This is a genomic window from Xanthomonas sp. JAI131 (assembly GCF_013410075.1).
Taxonomy (GTDB): domain Bacteria; phylum Pseudomonadota; class Gammaproteobacteria; order Xanthomonadales; family Xanthomonadaceae; genus Xanthomonas_A; species Xanthomonas_A bonasiae.
The window spans coordinates 364,559-385,737 of record NZ_JACCCN010000006.1 but is presented as its reverse complement, the minus strand read 5'-3'; the positions used below and the strand labels follow the sequence as shown (position 1 = coordinate 385,737).

15 protein-coding genes and 1 pseudogene are annotated in these 21,179 nt (G+C 69.6%); 6 read left to right on the top strand and 10 right to left on the bottom strand.

Annotation, left to right across the window (positions count from 1 at the left end; translation table 11 throughout):
• Positions 1 to 96 precede the first annotated feature (96 nt).
• The 9 genes and pseudogenes from HDC36_RS23175 to HDC36_RS23135 all read right to left on the bottom strand — a co-directional run bounded on the left by HDC36_RS23175 (position 97) and on the right by HDC36_RS23135 (position 14,659).
• Positions 97 to 558: a PepSY domain-containing protein gene (locus HDC36_RS23175; protein ID WP_179571197.1), complete on the bottom strand. Its 462-nt coding sequence runs from the start codon at positions 556 to 558 to the stop codon at positions 97 to 99.
• Between the two features lie 95 nt (positions 559 to 653).
• Positions 654 to 2,012, bottom strand: coding sequence for a substrate-binding domain-containing protein (locus tag HDC36_RS23170; protein WP_179571196.1), 1,359 nt, complete (start codon positions 2,010 to 2,012; stop codon positions 654 to 656).
• A gap of 546 nt (positions 2,013 to 2,558) precedes the next feature.
• Positions 2,559 to 3,437, bottom strand: coding sequence for a methylglyoxal synthase (locus tag HDC36_RS23165; RefSeq protein ID WP_179571195.1), 879 nt, complete (start codon positions 3,435 to 3,437; stop codon positions 2,559 to 2,561).
• A gap of 144 nt (positions 3,438 to 3,581) precedes the next feature.
• Positions 3,582 to 4,643 (bottom strand): glycoside hydrolase family 5 protein, encoded by a 1,062-nt coding sequence (locus HDC36_RS23160; RefSeq protein WP_179571194.1) that lies wholly within the window; start codon positions 4,641 to 4,643, stop codon positions 3,582 to 3,584.
• Positions 4,644 to 4,847: 204 nt separating this feature from the next.
• Complete coding sequence (locus tag HDC36_RS23155) at positions 4,848 to 5,837, bottom strand: glycoside hydrolase family 5 protein (protein ID WP_255432910.1); 990 nt, start codon at positions 5,835 to 5,837, stop codon at positions 4,848 to 4,850.
• Between the two features lie 352 nt (positions 5,838 to 6,189).
• A pseudogene (locus HDC36_RS23150) lies at positions 6,190 to 7,143 on the bottom strand (glycoside hydrolase family 5 protein); the annotation flags it as partial.
• Positions 7,144 to 7,979: 836 nt separating this feature from the next.
• Positions 7,980 to 9,470 (bottom strand): FAD-dependent oxidoreductase, encoded by a 1,491-nt coding sequence (locus HDC36_RS23145; RefSeq protein ID WP_179571191.1) that lies wholly within the window; start codon positions 9,468 to 9,470, stop codon positions 7,980 to 7,982.
• A 130-nt stretch (positions 9,471 to 9,600) separates the two neighbouring features.
• Complete coding sequence (gltB, locus tag HDC36_RS23140; RefSeq protein ID WP_179571190.1) at positions 9,601 to 14,058, bottom strand: glutamate synthase large subunit; 4,458 nt, start codon at positions 14,056 to 14,058, stop codon at positions 9,601 to 9,603.
• Between the two features lie 205 nt (positions 14,059 to 14,263).
• Positions 14,264 to 14,659, bottom strand: coding sequence for an I78 family peptidase inhibitor (locus HDC36_RS23135; RefSeq protein WP_225210129.1), 396 nt, complete (start codon positions 14,657 to 14,659; stop codon positions 14,264 to 14,266).
• A gap of 151 nt (positions 14,660 to 14,810) precedes the next feature.
• On the opposite strand from HDC36_RS23135, the gene HDC36_RS23130 reads away from it, so the two are divergent.
• A complete protein-coding gene (locus tag HDC36_RS23130; protein WP_179571189.1) occupies positions 14,811 to 16,028 on the top strand; it encodes a DNA topoisomerase IB in 1,218 nt (405 codons plus the stop codon).
• A gap of 95 nt (positions 16,029 to 16,123) precedes the next feature.
• On the opposite strand, the gene HDC36_RS23125 is transcribed toward HDC36_RS23130, so the two are convergent.
• Positions 16,124 to 16,480, bottom strand: coding sequence for a hypothetical protein (locus HDC36_RS23125; RefSeq protein ID WP_179571188.1), 357 nt, complete (start codon positions 16,478 to 16,480; stop codon positions 16,124 to 16,126).
• Between the two features lie 138 nt (positions 16,481 to 16,618).
• Between HDC36_RS23125 and HDC36_RS23120 the strand changes: the two genes are divergently transcribed.
• From HDC36_RS23120 to HDC36_RS23100, 5 genes are all read left to right on the top strand, one after another.
• Positions 16,619 to 16,852, top strand: coding sequence for a hypothetical protein (locus HDC36_RS23120; protein ID WP_179571187.1), 234 nt, complete (start codon positions 16,619 to 16,621; stop codon positions 16,850 to 16,852).
• A gap of 82 nt (positions 16,853 to 16,934) precedes the next feature.
• The gene (locus HDC36_RS23115) at positions 16,935 to 17,981 is read left to right on the top strand and encodes an SDR family oxidoreductase (protein WP_179571186.1); all 1,047 of its coding nucleotides are present in this window, start codon (positions 16,935 to 16,937) and stop codon (positions 17,979 to 17,981) included.
• A 200-nt stretch (positions 17,982 to 18,181) separates the two neighbouring features.
• On the top strand, positions 18,182 to 18,730 hold the full coding sequence (locus HDC36_RS23110; protein WP_179571185.1) for a hypothetical protein: 549 nt from the start codon (positions 18,182 to 18,184) through the stop codon (positions 18,728 to 18,730).
• A 150-nt stretch (positions 18,731 to 18,880) separates the two neighbouring features.
• Entirely contained in the window at positions 18,881 to 19,267 is a 387-nt protein-coding gene (locus tag HDC36_RS23105) for a BlaI/MecI/CopY family transcriptional regulator (RefSeq protein WP_053836589.1), read from the top strand.
• Positions 19,268 to 19,270: 3 nt separating this feature from the next.
• On the top strand, positions 19,271 to 21,139 hold the full coding sequence (locus tag HDC36_RS23100; RefSeq protein WP_179571184.1) for a M56 family metallopeptidase: 1,869 nt from the start codon (positions 19,271 to 19,273) through the stop codon (positions 21,137 to 21,139).
• Positions 21,140 to 21,179: the final 40 nt, after the last annotated feature.

The window sequence follows — 21,179 nt, the reverse complement described above, 5'->3', positions numbered from 1 at the left end:
GCGAGAGTAGGTCATCGCCAGGGGCTTTACCCCAAATCCCCGTCCGCAAGGACGGGGATTTTTTATTGGCCGCGAGATACACAAACACCACGCCCCTCAGTCCACCTCCGCGCTCACCACCCCTCCATCCGTCGGGTCCGCGTAGAGCTCCACCCGCTGACCCGCCGCACTGTGCGCACGTGCTTCCCACAACCCCTCGTCGTACTTCAGGTCGTGGACCTGCGTGTACCCCGCCGCCGTCAGCGCCGCCCGTATTTCCGCTTCGCTCAGCTTCGACGGCACTCCTTCCGCGTAGATGCGACCGCCGCGCGCACCCACACGCACATCGCCGCGCTTGCCGTCGCCGCTGGTGGCTTCGGTCTTCCAGAGACCGTCTTCGAATTTCAGCTTGTCCAGCTTGGTATAGCCCTGCTCGCTCAGCAGGGCTTTTACCTGCGCCTGGGTCAGCGCCGGGCCACCCGGTGCCGGCGCTTGCGCATGGGCACTGCCGACGGCCAGCGCGAGCGAAAGCGACATGGCCAGCAGCGGCCGCGACAGGATCTTGTTGGTGTCGTTCATGACGTTCTCCGTTCGACCAGAATCGTCATGCTCCCAACCGGGGGTTCTGCAGCAAGTGAACATGCACGCGCTGCGTTCAGGTTGCGCCGTGGCGGTCAGCGTCCGGCATCCAGCAACCAGATCTCGACCCGTTCGTTGCGCGCCTTGGCCGCCGCATCCTCGCCGCCGACCAGGGGGCGCGCCGCGCCCAGCCCGCGCGCGCGTTTGACCACGATGCCGCGCTGAGACAGATAGGCAGCGACCACGTCGGCGCGGTCGTTGCTGGCGATGGTCGGATACAGGCGGTTGGCCGTGTCCGGCGTGGCGAAGCCGATGATGCCCAGGGCGCGGCCGCGCATGGCCGGCTGATGCATGTAGGCGATCAACCGGTCCAGGTCCTGCGCGCTGCGCGCCTCGAACATCGAGTTCAACGACTGCAGGCTGAAACGCAGGGTAGTGGTCAGGCGCTGCGCGCCGGCGCCGGCCTGCAGGTAGGCATCGGCCTGGCGCGTGTCGGGGCTTGCCTGGGCCGCGTGGGTCGGATCGGGCGCGATGGCCATCGGGATCGGTCCGATCCGGCGCACGACCTGCTGCGCCTGCGCGCCGACCGAATACAGCGCCAGGCTGCGGCCGAGCGCCGACATCATCTGCCCGCCGTACAGGCTGTAGCGCTGCACCAGCGGATAGTCCTCGCCACGGACGCTGGCCGGCGTGGGCAGTACGGCGATGCCGCCGTCGGCGATGGCGAGCGCACGGGTGCCGGCCGGCAGCGGCGTGGTCAGCGCGACGATCGCCAGCGCCGCCGGGTGTTCGGCCACGGCTTGCGCCGCTTCGACCAGGCTGGGATGGATCTGTTGCGAGGCGGCCCGCGCGGTTGCCGGCAGCGGCAGGCGTTCGCGCAGGAAGTCGCCCAATCCGCTGCGTTCCGCATTGCGCTGCACCTCGATCGGCAGGTCGGCGCCGCCGAGTTGCGACCAGCGCGTCAGCCGCCCGCTGAGGATGTCGCGCAATTGCGCGACGCTGAGCGAGGCCAGCGGATTGTCGGCGGCGACCAGGACGCGCGCGCCGTCCAGGGCGAGGACGAAGTTCTGGTCCGGCGAGGACAGATCGCCAAGCTGCCAGGCGGCATCGCGTTCGCGCGCGTCGGGGGCCCGCGCCAGCATCGCCAGCTCGGCGTCGCCGCGGACCAGATCGGCGAAGCCGGCGGCCGAACCGGCGCTGCCGATCTCCACCACCAGCGGTGCGTCGTCGCGCAGTGCGGAGATTTCCAGCGTCGCCGCATCGACGCGGCGTCGCTGGATCTGCCGATAGCCGATGCTGTGCAACCAGGATTCGACCAGTGCCGGCATCAGCTGTGCGCCGACGCTGTTGGAGCCGTGCACGCGCAGGCGTTCGGCCTGCTGCGCGGCGGCGGACGGGATGGAGCACAGCACTGCGGCACCCAGCAACAGCAGGTGCAGGATGAAACGCGACATCGGATCCCCCCAGGATCTGGACAGGCGGCAGTGTTGGCGACAGGCGTGACATGGCAGTGACTGTGAGCGCGGTCACGCGATGTGGGGGGCGTATGAAGTGTCGCGATCGCGCGTGCGCCATATCTTTCCGCGGCTGGGCGGACGACGCTGCTGGCCGCAGCCGCCTAGCGGATCACGGGTCGTGCGGACGTGTCACGCAGTCTGCGCAGGTCCGCTGCTATCGCGTTTGCTCGAAAGCGAAGCGAGGGTGAGAAGAAGCGCTCAGGTCAGTGCGATGAAAAAAGCACTTGGAGAAGGTCACTGCGAAGGGCAGAACCCACGCGGTAGGTTGGTTCCTTCCTGGAACCATGCGTCCGGCCCGGGCCTGCCGGCGTCCGGACACCGCCGGGAGCATTCGACTTGGAGACGCCACCAGTTGGGAGCGGTTCCGGATGGCAGCGCAGCAAAATCGCGACGGGCATTCTAGGTAATGCGCGTCGCGACTGAAGTCGCTCCCACAGGGGTTCCCACAGGGGGCCAATGGCCTGGAGAAACGCTCGCAGCCGCTCAGGCCGACGGCAGCGCCCGCTTCGCCGCCGCCTGCGCCCAGCGTGCGGCGACCAGGGGCGAGGTGATGCACACCGCGCTGTCGGTCACCGTGGTCACCGCGCGCTCCAGCAACTGGATGTCCGCCTCATGCTGGCGCGCCACGTGCGGATCCTCGAAGAAGATCGCGCGTTGGCAACGCCGTTCCAGCACGCGGTCGGCGATCTGCGCATCGCCGCCCATCGGCCCGCTCTGGTAGCGGTGCACCCAGTCCTGGCCCTGCGGCCAGCCGCGGCTCCAGGCCAGTTCGTTGAGGCGCTGGCCGGTGGTGCCGGTGGCCACGCGCTCGGCGAAGCGCGACAACAGGTCGAAATGCTCGCTGGCGAAGGCCAGCATCTGCGGCTTCATCGCATCGTGCGCGATCAGCGCCAGGGTGTGCCGCTCCAGCGCATGCAGGTCGTCGGCACCGGCATCGGCGGCCAGCCCGGCGTGCACGCGCTCCATCTCGATCCAGTCGCGGGCGCTGGCCACGGTGGAGATGAAGGGCTTGCCGTGGATCACGCACTGGCGCTTGAGCGCGATCGCTTCGGGAAAGATCGAGGACGGATCGACCGGATCGATGAAGTAGATCGCCCCGTCGAGGGTGCGTTCGGCGCCTTCCAGGCCCACCACTTCGGCGACCAGCTTCATCAGTCCGCCTTCGCGGCCGAACGGATAGCGCTTGAGTTCCGCGTAGCCCGACAGCCAGCCGGCGCGCGCGATCGCCTCGTGGGTGCGGCCGACCGCGTGCAGGCCGAGCTGCAGTTCGCGGATGCCGGCCTCGCAGGCGCGTAGCCAGCGGAACAGGGCGGCATCCTTGCCCTGGTGGTGCAGTCGGTTGGCGGCCAGGCCCAGGCGCATACGTCGATCCGTGCGGAAGAGGAGCGACAGTCTGCGCCCGATCGCGGTACGGACTCAATCGCCCGCTATCGCCATCGACCGAAGTCCGACGCCGCCGAACCGAGCCGCTCCGCGCTCCACCAATCCCGCCATCCCGAATCCCCGCTACTGAACGATCTCCCGCGCCCGCGCCGACAGCACGCTCATCTGCGGCTTGTCCGTGCCGTCCTGGTTCGGCTGCAGGTTGAACGCGTAGTCGGTCTTCCACCAGGCGCCGGCGGCCCACGCGGTCCAGCCCAGCCACACGTCGGCGTTGTCGTGCACGTAGCCGAGCATGTCGTCGAGCGCGGCCATGCAGGTGGCGTTGCTGCTGGCGCCGAATTCGCCGAGGAAGCCCTTGTAGCCGTTGGCCCGCAGCCACTGGGTGAAGGCCTGCAGCTTCTCCGAGCCGATGCTGGCGCTGACGCAGTCGGCGCTGGTGCCGCTGTAGTCCTGGTCCAGGTACTGGTGGACCTCGAACACCAGGTTCTCGACCGGATCCTCGATCGACACCAGCGATGCCGCGTTGGACACGCCGTACCAGGTGCTGTTCCAGCTGTGCGCGCCGGTGTACGCGGTGCCCGGCACCATGATCAGGTTGTAGGCGCCGGCGCCGCGGATCGCATCGATCGCCAGTTGCGCGGCGGCGGTCCAGTCGCCGGAGGAAATGCCGTTGGGCTCGTTCATCAGCCCGAAGATCACCGCGTCGTCGTTGCCGAACACGATCGCCAGGCGCCGCCACAGGTCGGCCAGCACGCTGGCGGGCGTGCCGTCGCTGCCGATCCGCGCACCGTCGTACTTGGCGTAGTTGTGCAGGTCCAGGATCACGCGCAGGTTGTGGCTTTTGGCGCGGCTCACCGCGGTCTGCAGATAGCCGAGCTGGGTGGCGTCCAATTCGCCGTTGGCGGTGGGTTGCAGGCGTTCCCACAGGAACGGCAGGCGCACGATGTTCATGCCTTGCGCGGCGACGTAGGCGTAGTCGCTGTCGCGCGGATACAGGTAGTCCTTGAAGACCACACCCGGCTTCTTGGCCGAGTTGAATTCGGCGCCGGCCAGGTTGAGGCCGGCGTAGTGCGCGCCGTCCTGGGCGAGCGCGGTGCAGGTACTGGTGGCCAGCAGCAGGCACAGCGCTGCGCGCAGCAGCCAGCGTGAGGGAGCAAGCAGGAGGGAGAGGGAATTGCGTCGCATGGGATTGCCTTCTTCGTGGGGGGAAGAGCGAATGGGCGCCGCCGCGCACCAGGTGTGTGGCGCGGGCTGTTCCCATCCGTTGCAATCGGCATGCCAGCGATTTGCGTGCGTGGCGCCGACGCGTTGGCGCCACGCATGCCGTCGCCGACGCTCAGGCCTTGTTCGACCCGCGCTGCGGTGTTCTCGCTCGCAGGAAACGCGGTGTCAGCGCGCGATGCGCTTCGCCCTGGCCAACAGGATCGACATCTGCGGTTTGTCGCGGCCGTCCGCACCGGGTTGCACGTTGAACGGATAGTCCGCGCTCCACCAGGCGCCCCCCGCCCAGTAGCTCCAGCCCAACCACACCGCGCTGTGTTGCTCGATGTAGCCGAGCATGCCGTCCAGCGCCTGCCGGCATGCGGCATTGTCGGCAGCACCGAACTCGCCGAGGAAGCCGATGTGTCCGGTCGTGCGCAGCCAGTCGGTGAAGCCGACCAGGCGTTCGGCACCGATGCTGCCGCTCACGCAGGTGGCGCTGGTGCCGCTGGAATCGATGTCCAGATACTGGTGCACTTCGATGGCGGTGCGCCGCAGCGGGTCGTACAGCGCCGCCAGCGCGGTGGCGTTGGATTCGCCGCCGACGGTCGAGTACCAGCTGTGCGCGCCGCTCCACAGCGCGCCCGGCACCAGGATCAGGTTGCGCGCGCCGGTGACGCGGATCGCATCCACCGCGGCCTGCGCGGCCGCGGCCCACATTCCGGGCGCGATGTTGTTCGGCTCGTTCATCAGGCCGAAGACCACGGCGTTATCGTCCTTGAACTCGAGCGCCAGGCGCTGCCACAGATCGCTGAAGGTCTTGATCGGCACGGTCGCGCTGCCGATCTTGTCGCCGTAGTAGCTGGCGTAGTTGTGGATGTCCACGATCAGGTGCATGCGCTGCGCCTTGGCCTGCTTCGCCGCGGCCTTGATCAACGCCAGCTGCGCCGCGTCCAGCCGGCCCTGCGGGCTGGGCTGCAGGCGTTCCCACAACACCGGCAGGCGCACGATGTTCATGCCCTTGCCGGCGAAATACGCGTAGTCGGCATCGCGCGGATAGAAGTAGTCGACGTTGAGTACGCCGGGCTTCTTGCTGGAGCTGATCTCCGCGCCGGACAGATTGACGCCGGCGAATTTCAGCACGCCTTGCGCGTGCAATGGTGGCAGCACGGCGAGCAAGGACAACAACAGCGCCAGGCGCATTGCGCGCAGGCACGGCGAGGCATGGACCATGGGGAGCCTCCTTCTGCATCAGCGGGGGGAGACTCGGCCAGGCGGATCGCGGGTTGGCCGAGCTGATGACAAACGGTGTGTTTGCTCGCACCGTAATGCATTCCCGGTTGCGCCACTACGACCGGCATGCGTGCATGCGCGGATCTGTGCAGGGCTTGGCATGGCCAACGCGCACTGGTTCTCTGTCGGCCATCGCCGCCGCACTGCATGCGGCGGCGTATGCGATGCTTTTCTGCGCGGCCGCGACCACGCGTGCAGGAACGGCGCGCCGGGCGATCGCCCGGCAGCGCCGGTGCGCTTACTTCCCGGTCACCTTGCGCGCGTGCTTGGACAGGATCGACATCTGCGGCTTGTCGCTGCCGTCCTTGTTCGGTTGCACGTTGAACGGATAGTCGTTCTTCCACCACGCGCCGGCCGCCCACCAGGTCCAGCCGACGATCACGTCGTTGTTCTGCTCGATGTAGCTGAGCAGGCCTTCCAGGGCCTGGTTGCAGACGGGGGTATCGGCGGTGGCGAACTCGCCGATGAAGCCGACCTTCTTGTTCTCGCGCAGCCAGCTGACGAAGCCGGCCAGTTTCTCGGCGCCGGCGGTGGCGCTGACGCATTCGCCCTTGGTGCCGCTGTTGTCCTTGTCGAAATACTGGTGCGCTTCGAAGGCCATGCGGTTGCCCGGATCCGTCAGCGGCTGCAGCGCCACCGCGTTGGAGGTGCCGTAGTAGGTGCTGCGCCAGCTGTGCGCGCCGGTGTAGGCGGTGCCGGGGACCAGCACCAGGTTCTTGGCCCCTGCCTTGCGGATCGCGTTGATCGCCGCTTGCGCGGCCGCGGCCCAATCGGTGGAGGACACCGCGTTGGGTTCGTTCATCAGGCCGAAGATCACCGTGTCGTCGCCCTTGAATTCGGTCGCCAGGCGTCGCCACAGGTCGGCGAACACCTCGGCCGGCGCGCCGTCGCTGCCGATCAGCGCGCCGTTGTACTTGGCGTAGTTGTGCGGGTCCAGGATCAGATGCAGGTGGTTGGCCTTGGCCTGCGCCACCGCCTTCTTGATCTGCGCCAGCTGCGCGGGATCGAACTCGCCCTTGGCGGTGGGCTGCAGGCGTTCCCACAGGAACGGCAGGCGCACGATGTTCATGCCCTTGCCGGCGAAGTAGCTGTAGTCCGCCGGGCCCGGATAGGTGTAGTCCTTGTACAGCGTGCCCGGCTTCTTGCCGGAATTGAATTCGGCGCCGGAGAGGTTGACGCCGGCGTACTTGAGCACGCTCTTGCCGTCCTGGGCGGATGCGCCGAAGGCGAGGGCGAGCAGGAACACGGCGGGAGCGACGGGGCGTAGCCGCGACGACCAGAGAGAGGAAAGCGACATGGGGGAGCGTCCTTGGGGGAGGGGAGGATGCGGTTGTGCCATCGGGGGAAGCCGCCGGCGGTGCAAGGGTGCGCGGATCGCACGCGCGCGGCCAGCCTAGGCGTTCGTGCGTTAGCGCCTCATTCACTCGTGCGAAAAACGGCGTTGCGTGCGTGGCGATTCAGGTGCAATCCCCGCTTTGTGGCGCATGGATGGTCGGCCTGGTTTGAACGGCCTGCGTGGGCGCATCCACCGGGCGCTTTTGCAGGAGGGGCTTCAGCCCCGACAGAGCGCCGAACCAGGCGGATTGCGACTCCGCTCGTCGCGACTGAAGTCGCTCCCACAGGGGCTTCCATGCCCGGTGCGTGCACTTGCGGATCGGGATTTCAGCCCTGGCAGATGGCCGAGCCGCGTGGTTTCCGACGCCGCTCGTCGCTCCTACAGGGGGCTTCCATGCCCGGCGAGTGCACTTGTGGGATGGGTTCTCAGCTCTGACAGATTGTCGAGCCGCATGGTTTCCGGCTTCGCTCGTCGCGGCTGAAGCCGCTCCTACAGGGGGGGGCTGCGGTGCCTGAAGGGCGCACTTGTGGGAGGGACTTCAGTCCCGACGCGACCATGCCGGCGTCGTGGGGCGCGGCGGATGCCGGGCCCAGGACGAGTGCCGCTGCATCGCCGTCAATCCGCGCAAACCTTCTGCCCGGCCGCGCGCAGCCGGGCATGCAACGACGTCGCTTGGATGCGGTCGATCCCGCTCAGGCCGCGGCCTGGGTGGTCACCGGCAGGCGGTTGCCGATCCATTCGGCGATGCTGGCGGCCGCGTCGCGGCCTTCGGCGACCGCGGTCACCACCAGGTCCGCGCCGCGTACCGCATCGCCGCCGGCGAACAGCTTGGGGTTGGTGGTCTGGTACGGCAGGCGGCCGCTGCCGTCGGAGTCGCTGCCGCCGGCCAGGATGCGGCCATTGGCGGTGCCTTCCACGCCCTGCGCGGCCAGCCATTCCGGCACGCTCGGCGAGAAGCCGAAGGCGATGATCACCACGTCCGCATCCAGCAGCGATTCGCTGCCTTCGATCGGCACCGCGGCCTGGCGGCCGCGCGCATCGGGTTCGCCCAGGCGGGTCTGCACCACGCGCACGCCGGCCAGCTTGCCGCTGGCATCGGCTTCCACCGCCAGCGGCTGGCGGTTGAACAGGAAGCGCACGCCTTCCTCGCGCGCGTTGGCCACTTCGCGCGCCGAGCCGGGCATGTTGGCTTCGTCGCGGCGATAGGCGCAGGTGACCTTGGCCGCGCCCAGGCGGATCGCGCTGCGCACGCAGTCCATGCCGGTGTCGCCGCCGCCGAGCACCACCACGCGCTTGCCGCTCAGGTCCGGCAGCGCGATGGTGTCTTCCCAGCCGGCGATCGGCCGACCCCACGGATCGTTGCCGCCGACGATGCGGCTGTTCTGCACCAGGAACGGCAGCGCCGGCAGTACGCCGGGCAGGTCCTGGCCGGCCAGGCCGCCGTCGGTGTAGCGGTAGGCGCCGGTGCCGAGGAACACGGCGTCGTATTCGCCGAGCAACTGCTCCAGGCTCACGTCGCGGCCGATCTCCACGCCCAGGCGGAACTCCACGCCCATGCCTTCGAGCACCTCGCGGCGCTTGCCGATCACGCTCTTGTCGAGCTTGAAGCTGGGGATGCCGAACTGCAGCAGCCCGCCGATCTGTTCGTAGCGGTCGTAGACCACCGCATGGATGCCGGCGCGGACCAGGCGGTCGGCGCAGCTGAGTCCGGCCGGGCCGGCGCCGATCACCGCCACGCGCTTGCCGGTGGCCTGGACCTGGCTCAGGTCCGGGCGCCAGCCGTTGTTGAGCGCGGTATCGACGATGTACTTCTCCACCGCGCCGATGGTGACCGCGCCGAATTCCTCCAGCGTGCAGCTGCCTTCGCACAGGCGGTCCTGCGGGCACACCCGGCCGCACACTTCCGGCAGCGGATTGGTGCTGTGGCACAGCGCCGCGGCTTCCTCGATGCGGTTCTCCTGCACCAGCTGCAGCCACTGCGGGATCGCGTTGTGCACCGGACATTTCCAGCTGCAGTACGGATTGCCGCAATCCAGGCAGCGCCCGGCCTGGTACTGCGCGTCGGCCTTGTCGAACTTGCCGTACAGCTCGTTCCAGTCGCCGGACGTACGCAGCTCCACCGGGATGCGCTGCGGCATCTGCCGGGGCAGGTCGAGGAACTGGAAGGCTTGTTTGCGGCTCATAGGGGCAGGGATTCGGGATTGGGGATTTGGGATTCGAGAAAGCGAGGGACTGGCGTCGGATCCGATGCGGGCTTGCTGTTCCCAATCCCGAATCTCGAATCCCCAATCCCTTCGCTGCGACGGGCCGCCATCAGGCGGCTCGGCGCAACGATTCGGTCAGCGACTCGATGCTCGCCGCCTTCGGCTTGACCAGCCAGAACTTGCCGACGTAGTCGCGGAACTCGTCGAGGATCTGCTGCGCCCAGATGCTGCCGGTCAGTTCGCGGTGGCGGCTGATCAGTTTGTGCAGGTGCTGGCGGTGGCTTTCGAAGCCTTCGGCGGAGATGCGATGGATGTCGATCAGCTCGTGGTTGTAGCGGTCGACGAAATCGCGGTCGACGTCGAGCACGTAGGCCAGGCCGCCGGTGAAGCCGGCGCCGAAATTCAGCCCGACCTTGCCCAGCACCAGCACGATGCCGTCGGTCATGTACTCGCAGCAGTGGTCGCCGGCGCCTTCGATCACCGCCAGCGCGCCGGAGTTGCGCACGCCGAAGCGCTCGCCGGCGCGGCCGGCGGCGTACAGCTCGCCGCCGGTGGCGCCGTACAGGCAGGTGTTGCCGATGATCGCGGTGCTGCGCGCCTCGAAGCGCGCGCCGCGCGGCGGACGCACCACCAGGCGGCCGCCGGCCATGCCCTTGCCGACGTAGTCGTTGGCCTCGCCTTCCAGCTCCAACTGCAGGCCGCCGGCGTTGAACGCGCCGAAGCTCTGCCCGGCCGAGCCGCGGAAGCGCAGGGTCAGCGGCGCGTCGTCCATGCCGTGGTTGCCGTGCACGCGGGCGATGGCGCCGGACAGGCGCGCGCCGATCGAGCGGTCGGTGTTGTGGATCAGGAAGCGATGGTCGCCGCCGGTCTTGTTGGCGATCGCGTCGGCGAGCAGGCCGTCCATCTGCGTGGCCAGGCTGTCCGGCGATTCGTACAGGCGCTGCGCCGCGCAATGGCCGCCGTCGTAGCGCACGTCCTTGAGCAGCCGCGACAGGTCCACGCGCACGCCTTCGCGCGGCGACACGTCCAGTTGCTGCAGCAGCTCGGTGCGGCCGATGATCTCGTCCAGCGAGCGCGCGCCCAGGTACGACAGCCACTGCCGCACTTCTTCGGACAGCAGCTTGAAGAAATTCTCCACCCGCTCGGGCAGGCCGGTGAAGTAGTTGGCGCGCAGCCGTTCGTCCTGCGTGGCCACGCCGGTGGCGCAGTTGTTGAGGTGGCAGATGCGCAGGTACTTGCAGCCGAGCACGATCATCGGGCCGGTGCCGAAGCCGAAGCTGTCGGCGCCCAGGATCGCGGCCTTGATCACGTCCAGGCCGGTCTTCAGGCCGCCGTCGGTCTGCAGGATGGTGCGGTCGCGCAGGTTGTTGGCGACCAGCGCCTGGTGCGACTCGGCCAGGCCCAGTTCCCACGGCACGCCGGCATAGCGGATCGAGCTGACCGGGCTGGCGCCGGTGCCGCCGTCGTGGCCGGACACGGTGATCAGGTCGGCGCCGGCCTTGACCACGCCGGCGGCGATGGTGCCCACGCCGGCATGGCTGACCAGCTTCACCGACACCAATGCGGTCGGGTTGACCTGCTTGAGGTCGTAGATCAGCTGCGCCAGGTCCTCGATCGAATAGATGTCGTGGTGCGGCGGCGGCGAGATCAGGCCGATGCCCGGCTTGGCGTAGCGCAGCCGCGCGATCAGCTCGTTGACCTTGTGCCCGGGCAGCTGGCCGCCTTCGCCGGGCTTGGCGCCCTGCGCGACCTTGATCTGCAGCACCTCGGCATTGACCAGGTACTCGGGAGTGACGCCGAAGCGGCCGGAGGCCACCTGCTTGATCTTGGAGCGCTTCTCGGTGCCGTAGCGCGCCGGGTCTTCGCCGCCTTCGCCGGAGTTGCTGCGCCCGCCGAGGCGGTTCATCGCGATCGCCAGCGCCTCGTGCGCCTCGGGAGACAGTGCGCCCAGGCTGATCGCGGCGGTGTCGAAGCGGCGCAGCAGGTCGGCGGCCGGGGCGACCTCGTCCAGCGGGGTCGGCACCTCGGCGCGCTTGAGCTGCAGCAGGTCGCGCAGCGCCGACGGCGGACGCGCATGCACCGCCTCGGCGTACGCGGCCCAGTCGGCCTGCTCGCCGCTGCGCGTGGCGCGCTGCAGGGTCATGACCACGTCCGGGTTGTACATGTGGTACTCGCCGCCGTGCACGTACTTCAGCAGCCCGCCCACTTCCGGCTTGAGCAGGTCGTTCCAGGCGCGCGCGGTCAGCTGCCGCGCCTCGGTGTCCAGCCGCGCCAGGTTGACCCCGCCGATGCGCGAGGCGGTGTCCGGGAAGCACAGCTGGACCACGTCCGGATCCAGTCCGACGATCTCGAACAGCTGCGCGCCGCGGTAGCTGGCGATGGTGCAGATGCCCATCTTGGAGATGATCTTGGACAGGCCCTTGTAGATGCCCTTGCGGTACTTGCGGCCGATCTGCGCCTGTTCGCCGCCCTTCTTCAGCAGCAGGATGCCGCGCCGGCCCAGGTCGAACAGGGTCTGGTAGGCCAGGTACGGATACACCGCGGTGGCGCCGAACCCGAGCAGGCAGGCCATGTGGTGCGGATCGCGCGCGGTGCCGGTCTCGATGATCAGGTTGGCGTCGCAGCGCAGGCCGGCGCGCGACAGATGGTGGTGCACCGCGCCGGTGGCCAGCAGCGCATGCGCCATCGGCCGTTCCGGCACCGGGTAGCGGTCGGTCAGCAGCAGCATGACCTTGCCGTCGCGCACCGCCTGCTCGGCCTCGGCGCAGATCCGTTCCAGGCCGGCCTTGAGGCCCTCCTCGACGCTGTAGGACAGGTCGATCTGCGCGTTGCGGGTCTGGTACTGCTCCATCTTCAGCAGCTGGCGCAGCTTGCGCTGGCTGAGCACCGGCGAATTGAGGATGACGTGGTTCACCGTCTCCGGGCCGGCATGGAAGATGTTGGTCTCCTTGCCGAGCTGGGTGGTCAGCGACATCACGCAGTCTTCCCGCAGCGGATCGATCGGCGGGTTGGTGACCTGCGCGAACGCCTGGCGGAAGTAGTCGTACAGCGGCCGGGTGTGGCGGCTGAGCACCGCCATCGGGGTGTCGTCGCCCATCGAGCCGGTGGCTTCCTGCTCGGTCTCGGCCAGCGGCCGCAGCACCTGCTCCACTTCCTCGGTGCTGAGCTGAAACAGCTTGTGGTAGCTGCGCAGGGTGCGCTCGTCGAACGGCTCCTCGACCAGCGACGGATCGATCAGCTCGGTCTGCAGGTAGGTCACGCCCTGCTGCAGCCATTGCTTGTACGGAGCGCGGCCGCGGTTGATGCGGTCGATCGCGTCCGAGTCGAGCAGGTCGCCGCGCTTGAGGTCGATGGCCATCATCTCGCCCGGGCCGAGCTTGCCCTTGCGGGTCACGCGCTCGGCCGGCAATTCCCACACGCCGGCTTCGGAGGCGACCAGGAAATGGCGGTCGGAGGTCAGCATCCAGCGCGCCGGGCGCAGCCCGTTGCGGTCGAGCATGCACGCCGCATAGCGGCCGTCGCAGGCGACGATGCCGGCCGGGCCGTCCCACGGCTCGGTATTGAGCCCGTAGAACTCGTAGAACGCGGCCAGGTCGGCGTCCTTGAACTCCAGCGACTGGGTCGCCGGCGGGACCAGGATGCGCAGCGCCTGCAGCAGGTCCATGCCGCCGGCGACCAGCAGCTCGAGCATGTTGTCCAGGCTCTGCGAATCGGAGCCGTGCATCGAGATCACCGGGTCGAACTCGGCGATGTCGAAGCGTGGGGTCTTCCACACCTTGCTGCGCGCCTGCGCCCAGTGCCGGTTGCCCTCGATGGTGTTGATCTCGCCGTTGTGCGCGAGCAGCCGGAACGGATGCGCCAGCGGCCAGCGCGGCAGCGTGTTGGTCGAGAAGCGCTGGTGGAACACGATCGCGCTGGAGGCCAGGTCGCTGCGCTGCAGGTCCGGGTAGAAGGTGCTGAGCTTGTCCGGCAGCACCATGCCCTTGTAGCTGATGCCGTTGGGCGAGAGCGTGGTGACGTAGAAGTCGGCGATGTCGCGCAGGCGCTGCTCGGCGCGGCGGCGCGCCAGGAACAGGGCCAGGGCGAAACCGTCTTCGCTGTGCTCGGCGCCGGCATCGACGAACACCTGCTCGATGTGCGGCAAGGTGTCCTTGGCCAGCTGCCCGCACACCGAATCGTCGGTGGGGGTGACCCGCCAGCCGCGCGGCTGCGTGCCGGCGCGGAGCAGTTCCTCTTCCAGCACCTGGCGGCAGCGTGCGGCACCGTCCACGTCGTCGCGCGGCATGAACACCTGGCCGGCGGCGAAGCGCGCGCCCACCGCGATGCCGGCGTCGCGCGCCAGCGCACGCAGGAACGCATCGGGTTTGCGGATCAGCAGGCCGCAGCCGTCGCCGGTCAGCCCGTCGGCGGCGACGCCGCCACGGTGGGTCATCCGCGACAGCGCGGCAATGGCGGTATCGACCAGGGCCCGCGAGGGTTGGTCATCGAGTTGCGCGACCATGCCGAAACCACAGGCATCGCGCTCATCTTGGGGGTCGTAGAGCCCGTGGCGGTTGCGGGGGGCCATGTCTGCCTCTGAAAAGCGATCCGAAGGAACGCGGCGACACTCGCCCCCGCTCTATCCTGGAGCGCATCTTGAGGTCACCGGAACATCGACTAAAGCACATGTTGGTGCGGTGCCGCAATACACGGTTGCAGCTGCAACCGTAGTGGCGGCAACCGCCTCGCTGCCGCAACCGCGCACGGCGCCTGCAGGTGCCGCCGGACGGGCCTCAGCCGCAGCGCACGCCGGTGATCTGGTTCTTGGCATCGACCTCGATGTTGAGCCGTTCGCCGTCGAACTCCATGGTCACCGCCTGGTTCGGCTTGAGCACGCGCACGCTCTTGGCGCCGGTGTCGCTGCGCGCCTGGTCCAGCAGCGCCTGTTCGGCGGCCTGGCCGACCAGGCCCTGCGCCTGCGAGGCGTCGCAGGTGCCGACCGGCGGCGGCTCCGGGGCGCTGGCCGGATCCGGCGCGGCGGCCTGCTGCGCGGCGGCCTGGGCCTTGGCCGCCACCTGTTCCTGCTCGTCCGGCGGCGGCGCGGTGCACGCGGCCAGTGCCAGCGCCAGGCATGCCGTGCCGAACAGGCCGGCACGCGCGGACGCACGAGAAGAAAGGAAAGTGCTCATCGGGGCTCCTGATGGGTGGAGGGAGGACGGGTCCAGCATAAGCGCAGAAGAATCGGACAAGTCGCGTTCGCCACACGTTAACCGGCCGCCGTTGACGCGGCCTAGGCAGCGCGCTGCCGACAATCGCCGCTCCCCAACCGCTGGCGTCCCGATGTCCAACGCGTCCCGTCCCACCGCCGCCACCGAGGCGGCGCGCGCGCTGCAGGCCAGGCAGGCCGCCAGCAGCGCCGGCCTGGTCTATGTCAGCGACGACCAGCCCGGCATCGCCCGCCGCCGCGCCGGCAAAGGCTTCGGCTACCGCCTGCCCGACGGCAGCGCGGTGCGCGACGCGCCGACCCTGCAGCGCATCCGCCAGCTGGCCATCCCGCCGGCCTATACCGAGGTGTGGATCTGCACCAAGGCCAACGGCCACGTGCAGGCCACCGGCCGCGATGCGCGGCGGCGCAAGCAGTACCGCTACCACGCCGACTGGGCGCAGGTGCGCGGCGACGGCAAGTTCGAACGGATCATGGCCTTCGGCCAGGCCCTGCCGCGGCTGCGCCGACGCCTGCGCCGCGACCTGGCGCTGCCCGGCTACCCGCGCGACAAGGTGCTGGCGATGGTGGTGGCGCTGATGGCCGAGACCCTGGTGCGCGTCGGCAACGCCGAATACGCGCGCAGCAACCGCTCCTACGGCCTGACCACGCTGCGCAACCGGCACCTGGCGTTCGTCAAGGGCGGCCGCGCGCGGCTGAAGTTCCGCGGCAAGGGCGGGCAGGAGCACGACATCGAGGTCGACGACGTGCGCCTGGTCAAGCTGATCCGCGGTTGCCAGCAATTGCCCGGGCAGGCGCTGTTCCAGTACCGCGACGACGACGGCCAGCTGCAGCCGGTGGACTCGGGCGAGGTCAACGACTACCTGCGCGAGGCGATGGGCGAGAGCTTCACCGCCAAGGACTTCCGCACCTGGGGCGGCACCCGCGCCGCGCTGCAGCGGCTGGCGCAGCTGCCCCTGCCCGAACCCAGCAGCGAGCGCGCGCTGAAGCTGGCGCAGAACGCGGTGATCCGCGAGGTGGCCGATGCGCTGGGCAATACCCCGGCGGTGTGCCGCAAGGCCTACATCGACCCGTGCGTGTTCGCCGGCTGGCGCGGCGGCGAATTGCACGGGCTGTGCGAGCGCGTGCGCGGCGAGCGGCAATGGGACCTGGCCACGCTGAAGTACCTGGCGCGGGCGCGTGCCGCGACCCGCAAGGCGACCAAGGCCACGCCAGCCAACAGGAAGACGGTCTCGAAGGCGGCCGAAACCAAGTCGACGAAGTCCACGCCGCCGCGTCGGGCCGTCAGCGGCGTGGTGGCCGGGAACGCCGCGCGCTCGCGCGGCCGCGCCTGAGCGCAGCGCTGGCGCGGCTGCGCCTGCAGCGCGCGTCGCGACACGGTCGCGGCAGAACCGCGCCGCCTGCGTCGCTCAACCGGCGGCGCGCGGCATCAACCGCAATACAGCGTGGTGATGTTGTTGTACGGGCCGACCTCGATGGTCAGGCGATCGCCGCCGCTCTCGCCGGCACCGCGCGATGCGCTGTCCACGCCGCTGGAAGTGGCGCCGCTGTGGCCGACGCTGCTGTTGACCACCTGCACCTTCAGGCTGTCGCTGTCGACGCGGGCGCGTTCGACGGTGGTATGCGCAGCGGCCAGGCCGGCGGCGCCGCGCACCTTGTCGATGTGGCACTGGCCGGAGATGACGCCGTCGATCGGCTGCACCTCGGCGATCTGGGTGGTGCTGCACGCACCGAGCAGCAAGCTGGCGGCGAGGGGAACGGCGAGGGCGAGCGGATGGCGGATCATGGACGGTTTCCTTCTGCGGATAAGGCGAGCGTGTCGCGGCGGATGTTTGCGCTGCATGAAGAGATCGGCGGCCGGCTTCACCCGACGTGGCCGTGGGCTTGGCCAGACTGCGGTTTCCCAGCCAACCGGAGCCTGACCATGGCCACCTGCGATGTCTGCGGCAACGACTACGACAAGGCCTTTACCCTGACCCAGGGCGCCCGCAGCGGCACCTTCGATTCGTTCGAATGCGCGATCCACGCCTTCGCCCCGCACTGCAGCCACTGCGATTGCCGCATCGTCGGCCATGGCGTGGAAGCTGGCGGCCGCATGTTCTGCTGCGCGCATTGCGCCCAGCATGCCGGCGTCGAAGGCGTCGCCGGCCGCGCCTAGCGCGCTTGCGCCCGATCGCCCACGTCCGTCCATCCACACCCGATGCGGCGCCATGCAGCGCCGCGTCCCGCATTCCGGAGCAATGCCGATGGCTTCCAGCAACAAGCGTCCTGCCGCATCCACCAAGACCGCTCCATCCAAGCCGGCGGCGTCCCGATCCGGCGCCGCAGCCGCCAAGACCGCACGCCAACAGCGCGCCTTGCAGCGCGCGACCGATGCCGACGAGGCGCAGTCGAAAGCCAAGGCCAAGCCGTCCGCGCCGACCCAGGCCGGGCTGCGCAAGCAGCCGGAGAAGATGCCTAGGCAGCACTTGCGCAAGCCGGGCAAGGAAGGCGACCTGGCGCTGCAACCGCGCTTCGAGGCGCCCGAGTACGTGGGCAGCGGCAAGCTGCGCGGCATGAGCGCGATCGTCACCGGCGCCGACTCGGGCATCGGCCGCGCGGTGGCGGTGCTGTTCGCGCGCGAAGGCGCCGACGTGGCGGTGCTGTACCTGGACGAGCACGAGGACGCGCAGGTGACCCGCGCGCACGTGGAGAAGGAAGGCCGGCGCTGCCTGACCATCGCCGGCGACGTGAAGGATCCCAGGTTTTGCGAAGACGCTGTGGCGCAGACCGTGCGTGCCTTCGGCGGCCTCGACGTGCTGGTCAACAATGCCGCCTTCCAGTTGCATTGCCATGCCCTGGAAGACCTCAGCGACGCGCACCTGCAGGAAACCCTGCAGACCAACATCGGCGGCTACTTCCACATGGCGCGCGCGGCCTTGCCGCATCTCAAGCGCGGTGCGGCGATCATCAACAGCGGCTCGGAGACCGGCCTGTTCGGCAGCAAGTCGCTGCTCGACTACTCGGCCACCAAGGGCGCGATCCACGCCTTCACCATGGCCCTGGCCAGCCAGCTGCAGCCGCGCGGGATCCGCGTCAACGCGGTCGCGCCGGGCCCGGTGTGGACCCCGCTGAACCCGGCCGACAAGTCCGCCGAGGACGTGGCCGAGTTCGGCAAGAGCAGCGCGATGGGCCGCCCGGCACAGCCGGAGGAACTGTCGCCGGCCTATGTGTTCCTGGCCTCGCCGATCACCGCCAGCTACATCAGCGGCGCGATCCTGCCGGTGATGGGCGGTCCGCAGGGCTGAGCCGCAGCCTGCACGACGACCGGGTCGTTGCGACGGGAGCGACAGCGGCAAACGGCCAGCGCGGGCCGTTGCCGCTGGCCGTGCTCATGGTCCGCGCGCAGGCGAGCGGATGAGGTCCACCCTGCAGAGGCCACGCATTCACAGTGGCGTGCCGATTGCGTTGTTGTCTGCATGCAGCCAGCCGCAATCGGAGATCGGCCGTGAACTACTACTACATTCCGCAGAATGCCTGGGGTCTGGTGGACGCCGGCGAAGAACGGAACACCGGCTTCTATTCCCGGCCGGGAGGGCCGTGCTCGCCGGTGGCGATCTGGTGCAAAGCCACTGCGCGCGCGGCCTATACCCATTTCGATGGCTATGCGCAGGCGGTCGATACGGCGCTTGCGGACTGGCTCGCCGACAACGGGGCGCAGAACGGCCTGAGCGTGCACGGGTACGACCAGCCGCACCTGGACGAGATCAAGGCGCAACTGGAAGTGGCGTTGCAGGGCGCGCAGGTGACGACGCTGCGCGACGATCCGAATCAGTACTGGGCATTCATGATCGATACCGATGCAGGCCAACCGGTCTGGGTGAACGAGGATGACGTGCCGGACGAGGCGCTAGTCCCGCTGCCGGACAGCTGGCACGACTATTGGGCGGGCGCGCCGGACTGGAGGTATGGCCCCACGTTCACCAGTGCCATCAGCGATGCGCTCACCGGTTTCATCGCCAACTACAACGGCAGGTTCTATTTCGATTTCGGCTGAGCCGCGCGCCTGCGGAGCCGCGGCTCGCGCCGCAGGCGCCATGGCCAGCCCTGTCGGCAGGAGGGGGCCAAGCCAGTGACCGACGGCCTATTGACTACAGATGTCGCCACGGGTAGCTTTGGCGACACGTGTAGTCACTGGAGCGGGCGGATGCGACGCAAATCGATCGGGGACCAGGAACTGGCCCTGCTGCAGTACATCGGCGAACAGGGCGAGGCCAGCGTCGGCGAAGTCGCCGCCGGCTTCGGCGAGACCCGCGGGCTGGCCCGCTCCACCGTGCTGACGATGATGGAGCGGCTGCGCGCCAAGGCCTATCTGCGCCGGCGCCAGGTGCAGGGCGTGTACCGCTACGCCGCCACCAGCGGCCAGGACGACGTGGTGCGCAGCGCGGTCGGCAGCTTCGTCGAGAAGACCTTGCAAGGCTCGGTGTCGCCGTTCGTGGCGTGGATGTCGCAGCGCGCCGAGGTCAGCGACGACGAACTGGCCGAACTCGAGGCATTGGTAGCCAAGTTGCAATCGCAGCGGCGGGAGGACTGAGGCATGGACACGATCTTCGGCACGACGTTGTTCGAGACCCTGTTGTCGCGGCTGCTGGCGACCAGCGTACAGGCGGCGATCCTGGTCGCGGCGATCTGGGCGCTGTGCCGCTGGTTGCCGGCATTGCCGGCGGCCACGCGCTGCCGGCTGTGGTGGCTGGTCGGCGCGCAGACCGTGCTCGGCCTGCTGTGGGCCGGTGCGCTGCAGCTGCCGGTGTTGCCGGCTGCGCCGGCACGGACCGCCATAGCCGCGACCGCATTGCCGGCCGCATCGCTGCAGGATGCGGGCGCTGCGACTGCCGCGACTGCCGCATCGCCGCATGCCGCCACGCAACAGGCCGCTGCCGCCGCGCCGCTGTCCTGGGCGCAGGCGCTGGTCGCGCTGTGGCTGGCGGGCGTGCTGCTCGGCGCACTGCGCAGCGGCCATGCCTACCGCGCCAGCCGGCGCCTGGTGCGCACCAGCACGCCGTGCACCGATGCCGCCTTGCTCGGCGCCTTGCGCCTGGCCGCCGAAGCGCACGGCCTGCGCCAGCCGCCGCAGCTGCGGCTGTCCGCGCAGATCGATTCGCCGCAGCTGATCGGCCCGTGGCGGCCGGTGCTGCTGCTGCCGGCGCGGCGCCTGGCGGCGATGCATGCCGACGATCTGGATATGGCATTGACCCACGAGCTGGTGCATCTGCAGCGCCGCGACCTGTGGTGGGGCCTGCTGCCGACGCTGGCGCAGCACCTGTTCTTCTTCCATCCGCTGGTGCACCTAGCGGTGCGCGAATACGCACTGGCCCGCGAAGCGGCCTGCGATGCGGCGGTGGTCGCCGGGCACCGGCACTGCCGGCACAACTACGCGCGGCTGCTGGTACAGCTCGGCGTGGCGCCGCGGCCGGCGGCCGGCGTGGCCAGTGCCTCGCCCAGCTTCGTCAGCCTGAAGCGGCGGCTGCTGATGCTGCAGAGCACCGCCTCCTTCTCGCGCCTGGGCGCCGGGCTGATCACCGCCGCGATCGCGCTGGCCGGGGTCATGCCGTTGCGCCTGGTGGCCAAGCCGGCGCCGGCGAACGCGGCAGCGGTGGCTGCGCCGGCCGCCGCTCCGGTCGTAGCGGCCGCACCCGCCGCCGCCGCGCCTGCGGCGAAGGCGACCTCGATCGTGGCCAGCGTGCTGGCACGGCCCGCACCCGCGGCGCCGGCGAGCCCCCCGGAGCCGCCGACGGCGCCGGTGCCGCCGCCCGCACCCGCGGCGCCGCCGGAAACCGATGCGCCGCTGCTCACCCAAGGCCGCATGTCGCTCTCGCCGCACAACGACCAGGACGCCTACGTGCTGGTGCAGGACGGGCACAATCTGATGGACGCCTCGCTGGACGACCTGCGCGAAGCGCGTCGCCTGGCCGGCAACGACGGCGAGATCCTGTGGTTGCGCCATGCCGGCCATCGTTACGTGGTCCGCGATCCGGCGGCGCTGGCGCGCTTCCAGGCGCTGCACGCGCAGACCCTGGAGTTGGCCGATGCGCAGGCCGAGCTGGGCGACCAGCAAGGCGATCTCGGCGAGCGCCAGGGCGACCTGGGCGAACGCATGGCGGAACTGAGCGCGCAGATGGCCGAGAGCGCCGCGCGCCAGGCCGAGGCGGCGGTCGCCGCCAGCCGTGGCGCCGCCAGCCAGGCGCAGATCGAGCGCATGGCGGCACAGCGCGCGACCGAGCAGATGCGCCGGCAGGACCTGGGCAAGAAGATCCAGGACCTGGCCAGGCAACAGGCGCAACTCGGATTGGAGCAGTCCCGACTGGGCAAGCAGCAGGCCGATGCCAGCGCACGCGCGCGGCAGCAGGCCGAGGAACTGATCCGCGAGGCCATCGCGCAAGGGCTGGCCACGCCGATCGGCGGCTGAGCGATTCCCCGCAGGCGGCGCCCGCGCGGATAATCGCCGC

Bases quoted from the DNA above. Each gene is read 5' to 3' on its own strand.
- gltB (WP_179571190.1), bottom strand. From the start codon at position 14,058: ATGGCCCCCCGCAACCGCCACGGGCTCTACGACCCCCAAGATGAGCGC.
- HDC36_RS23105 (WP_053836589.1), top strand. From the start codon at position 18,881: ATGCGACGCAAATCGATCGGGGACCAGGAACTGGCCCTGCTGCAGTAC.
- HDC36_RS23170 (WP_179571196.1), bottom strand. From the start codon at position 2,012: ATGTCGCGTTTCATCCTGCACCTGCTGTTGCTGGGTGCCGCAGTGCTG.
- HDC36_RS23175 (WP_179571197.1), bottom strand. From the start codon at position 558: ATGAACGACACCAACAAGATCCTGTCGCGGCCGCTGCTGGCCATGTCG.
- HDC36_RS23120 (WP_179571187.1), top strand. From the start codon at position 16,619: ATGGCCACCTGCGATGTCTGCGGCAACGACTACGACAAGGCCTTTACC.
- HDC36_RS23125 (WP_179571188.1), bottom strand. From the start codon at position 16,480: ATGATCCGCCATCCGCTCGCCCTCGCCGTTCCCCTCGCCGCCAGCTTG.
- HDC36_RS23160 (WP_179571194.1), bottom strand. From the start codon at position 4,643: ATGCGACGCAATTCCCTCTCCCTCCTGCTTGCTCCCTCACGCTGGCTG.
- HDC36_RS23135 (WP_225210129.1), bottom strand. From the start codon at position 14,659: ATGAGCACTTTCCTTTCTTCTCGTGCGTCCGCGCGTGCCGGCCTGTTC.
- HDC36_RS23130 (WP_179571189.1), top strand. From the start codon at position 14,811: ATGTCCAACGCGTCCCGTCCCACCGCCGCCACCGAGGCGGCGCGCGCG.
- HDC36_RS23165 (WP_179571195.1), bottom strand. From the start codon at position 3,437: ATGCGCCTGGGCCTGGCCGCCAACCGACTGCACCACCAGGGCAAGGAT.
- HDC36_RS23145 (WP_179571191.1), bottom strand. From the start codon at position 9,470: ATGAGCCGCAAACAAGCCTTCCAGTTCCTCGACCTGCCCCGGCAGATG.
- HDC36_RS23100 (WP_179571184.1), top strand. From the start codon at position 19,271: ATGGACACGATCTTCGGCACGACGTTGTTCGAGACCCTGTTGTCGCGG.
- HDC36_RS23115 (WP_179571186.1), top strand. From the start codon at position 16,935: ATGCCGATGGCTTCCAGCAACAAGCGTCCTGCCGCATCCACCAAGACC.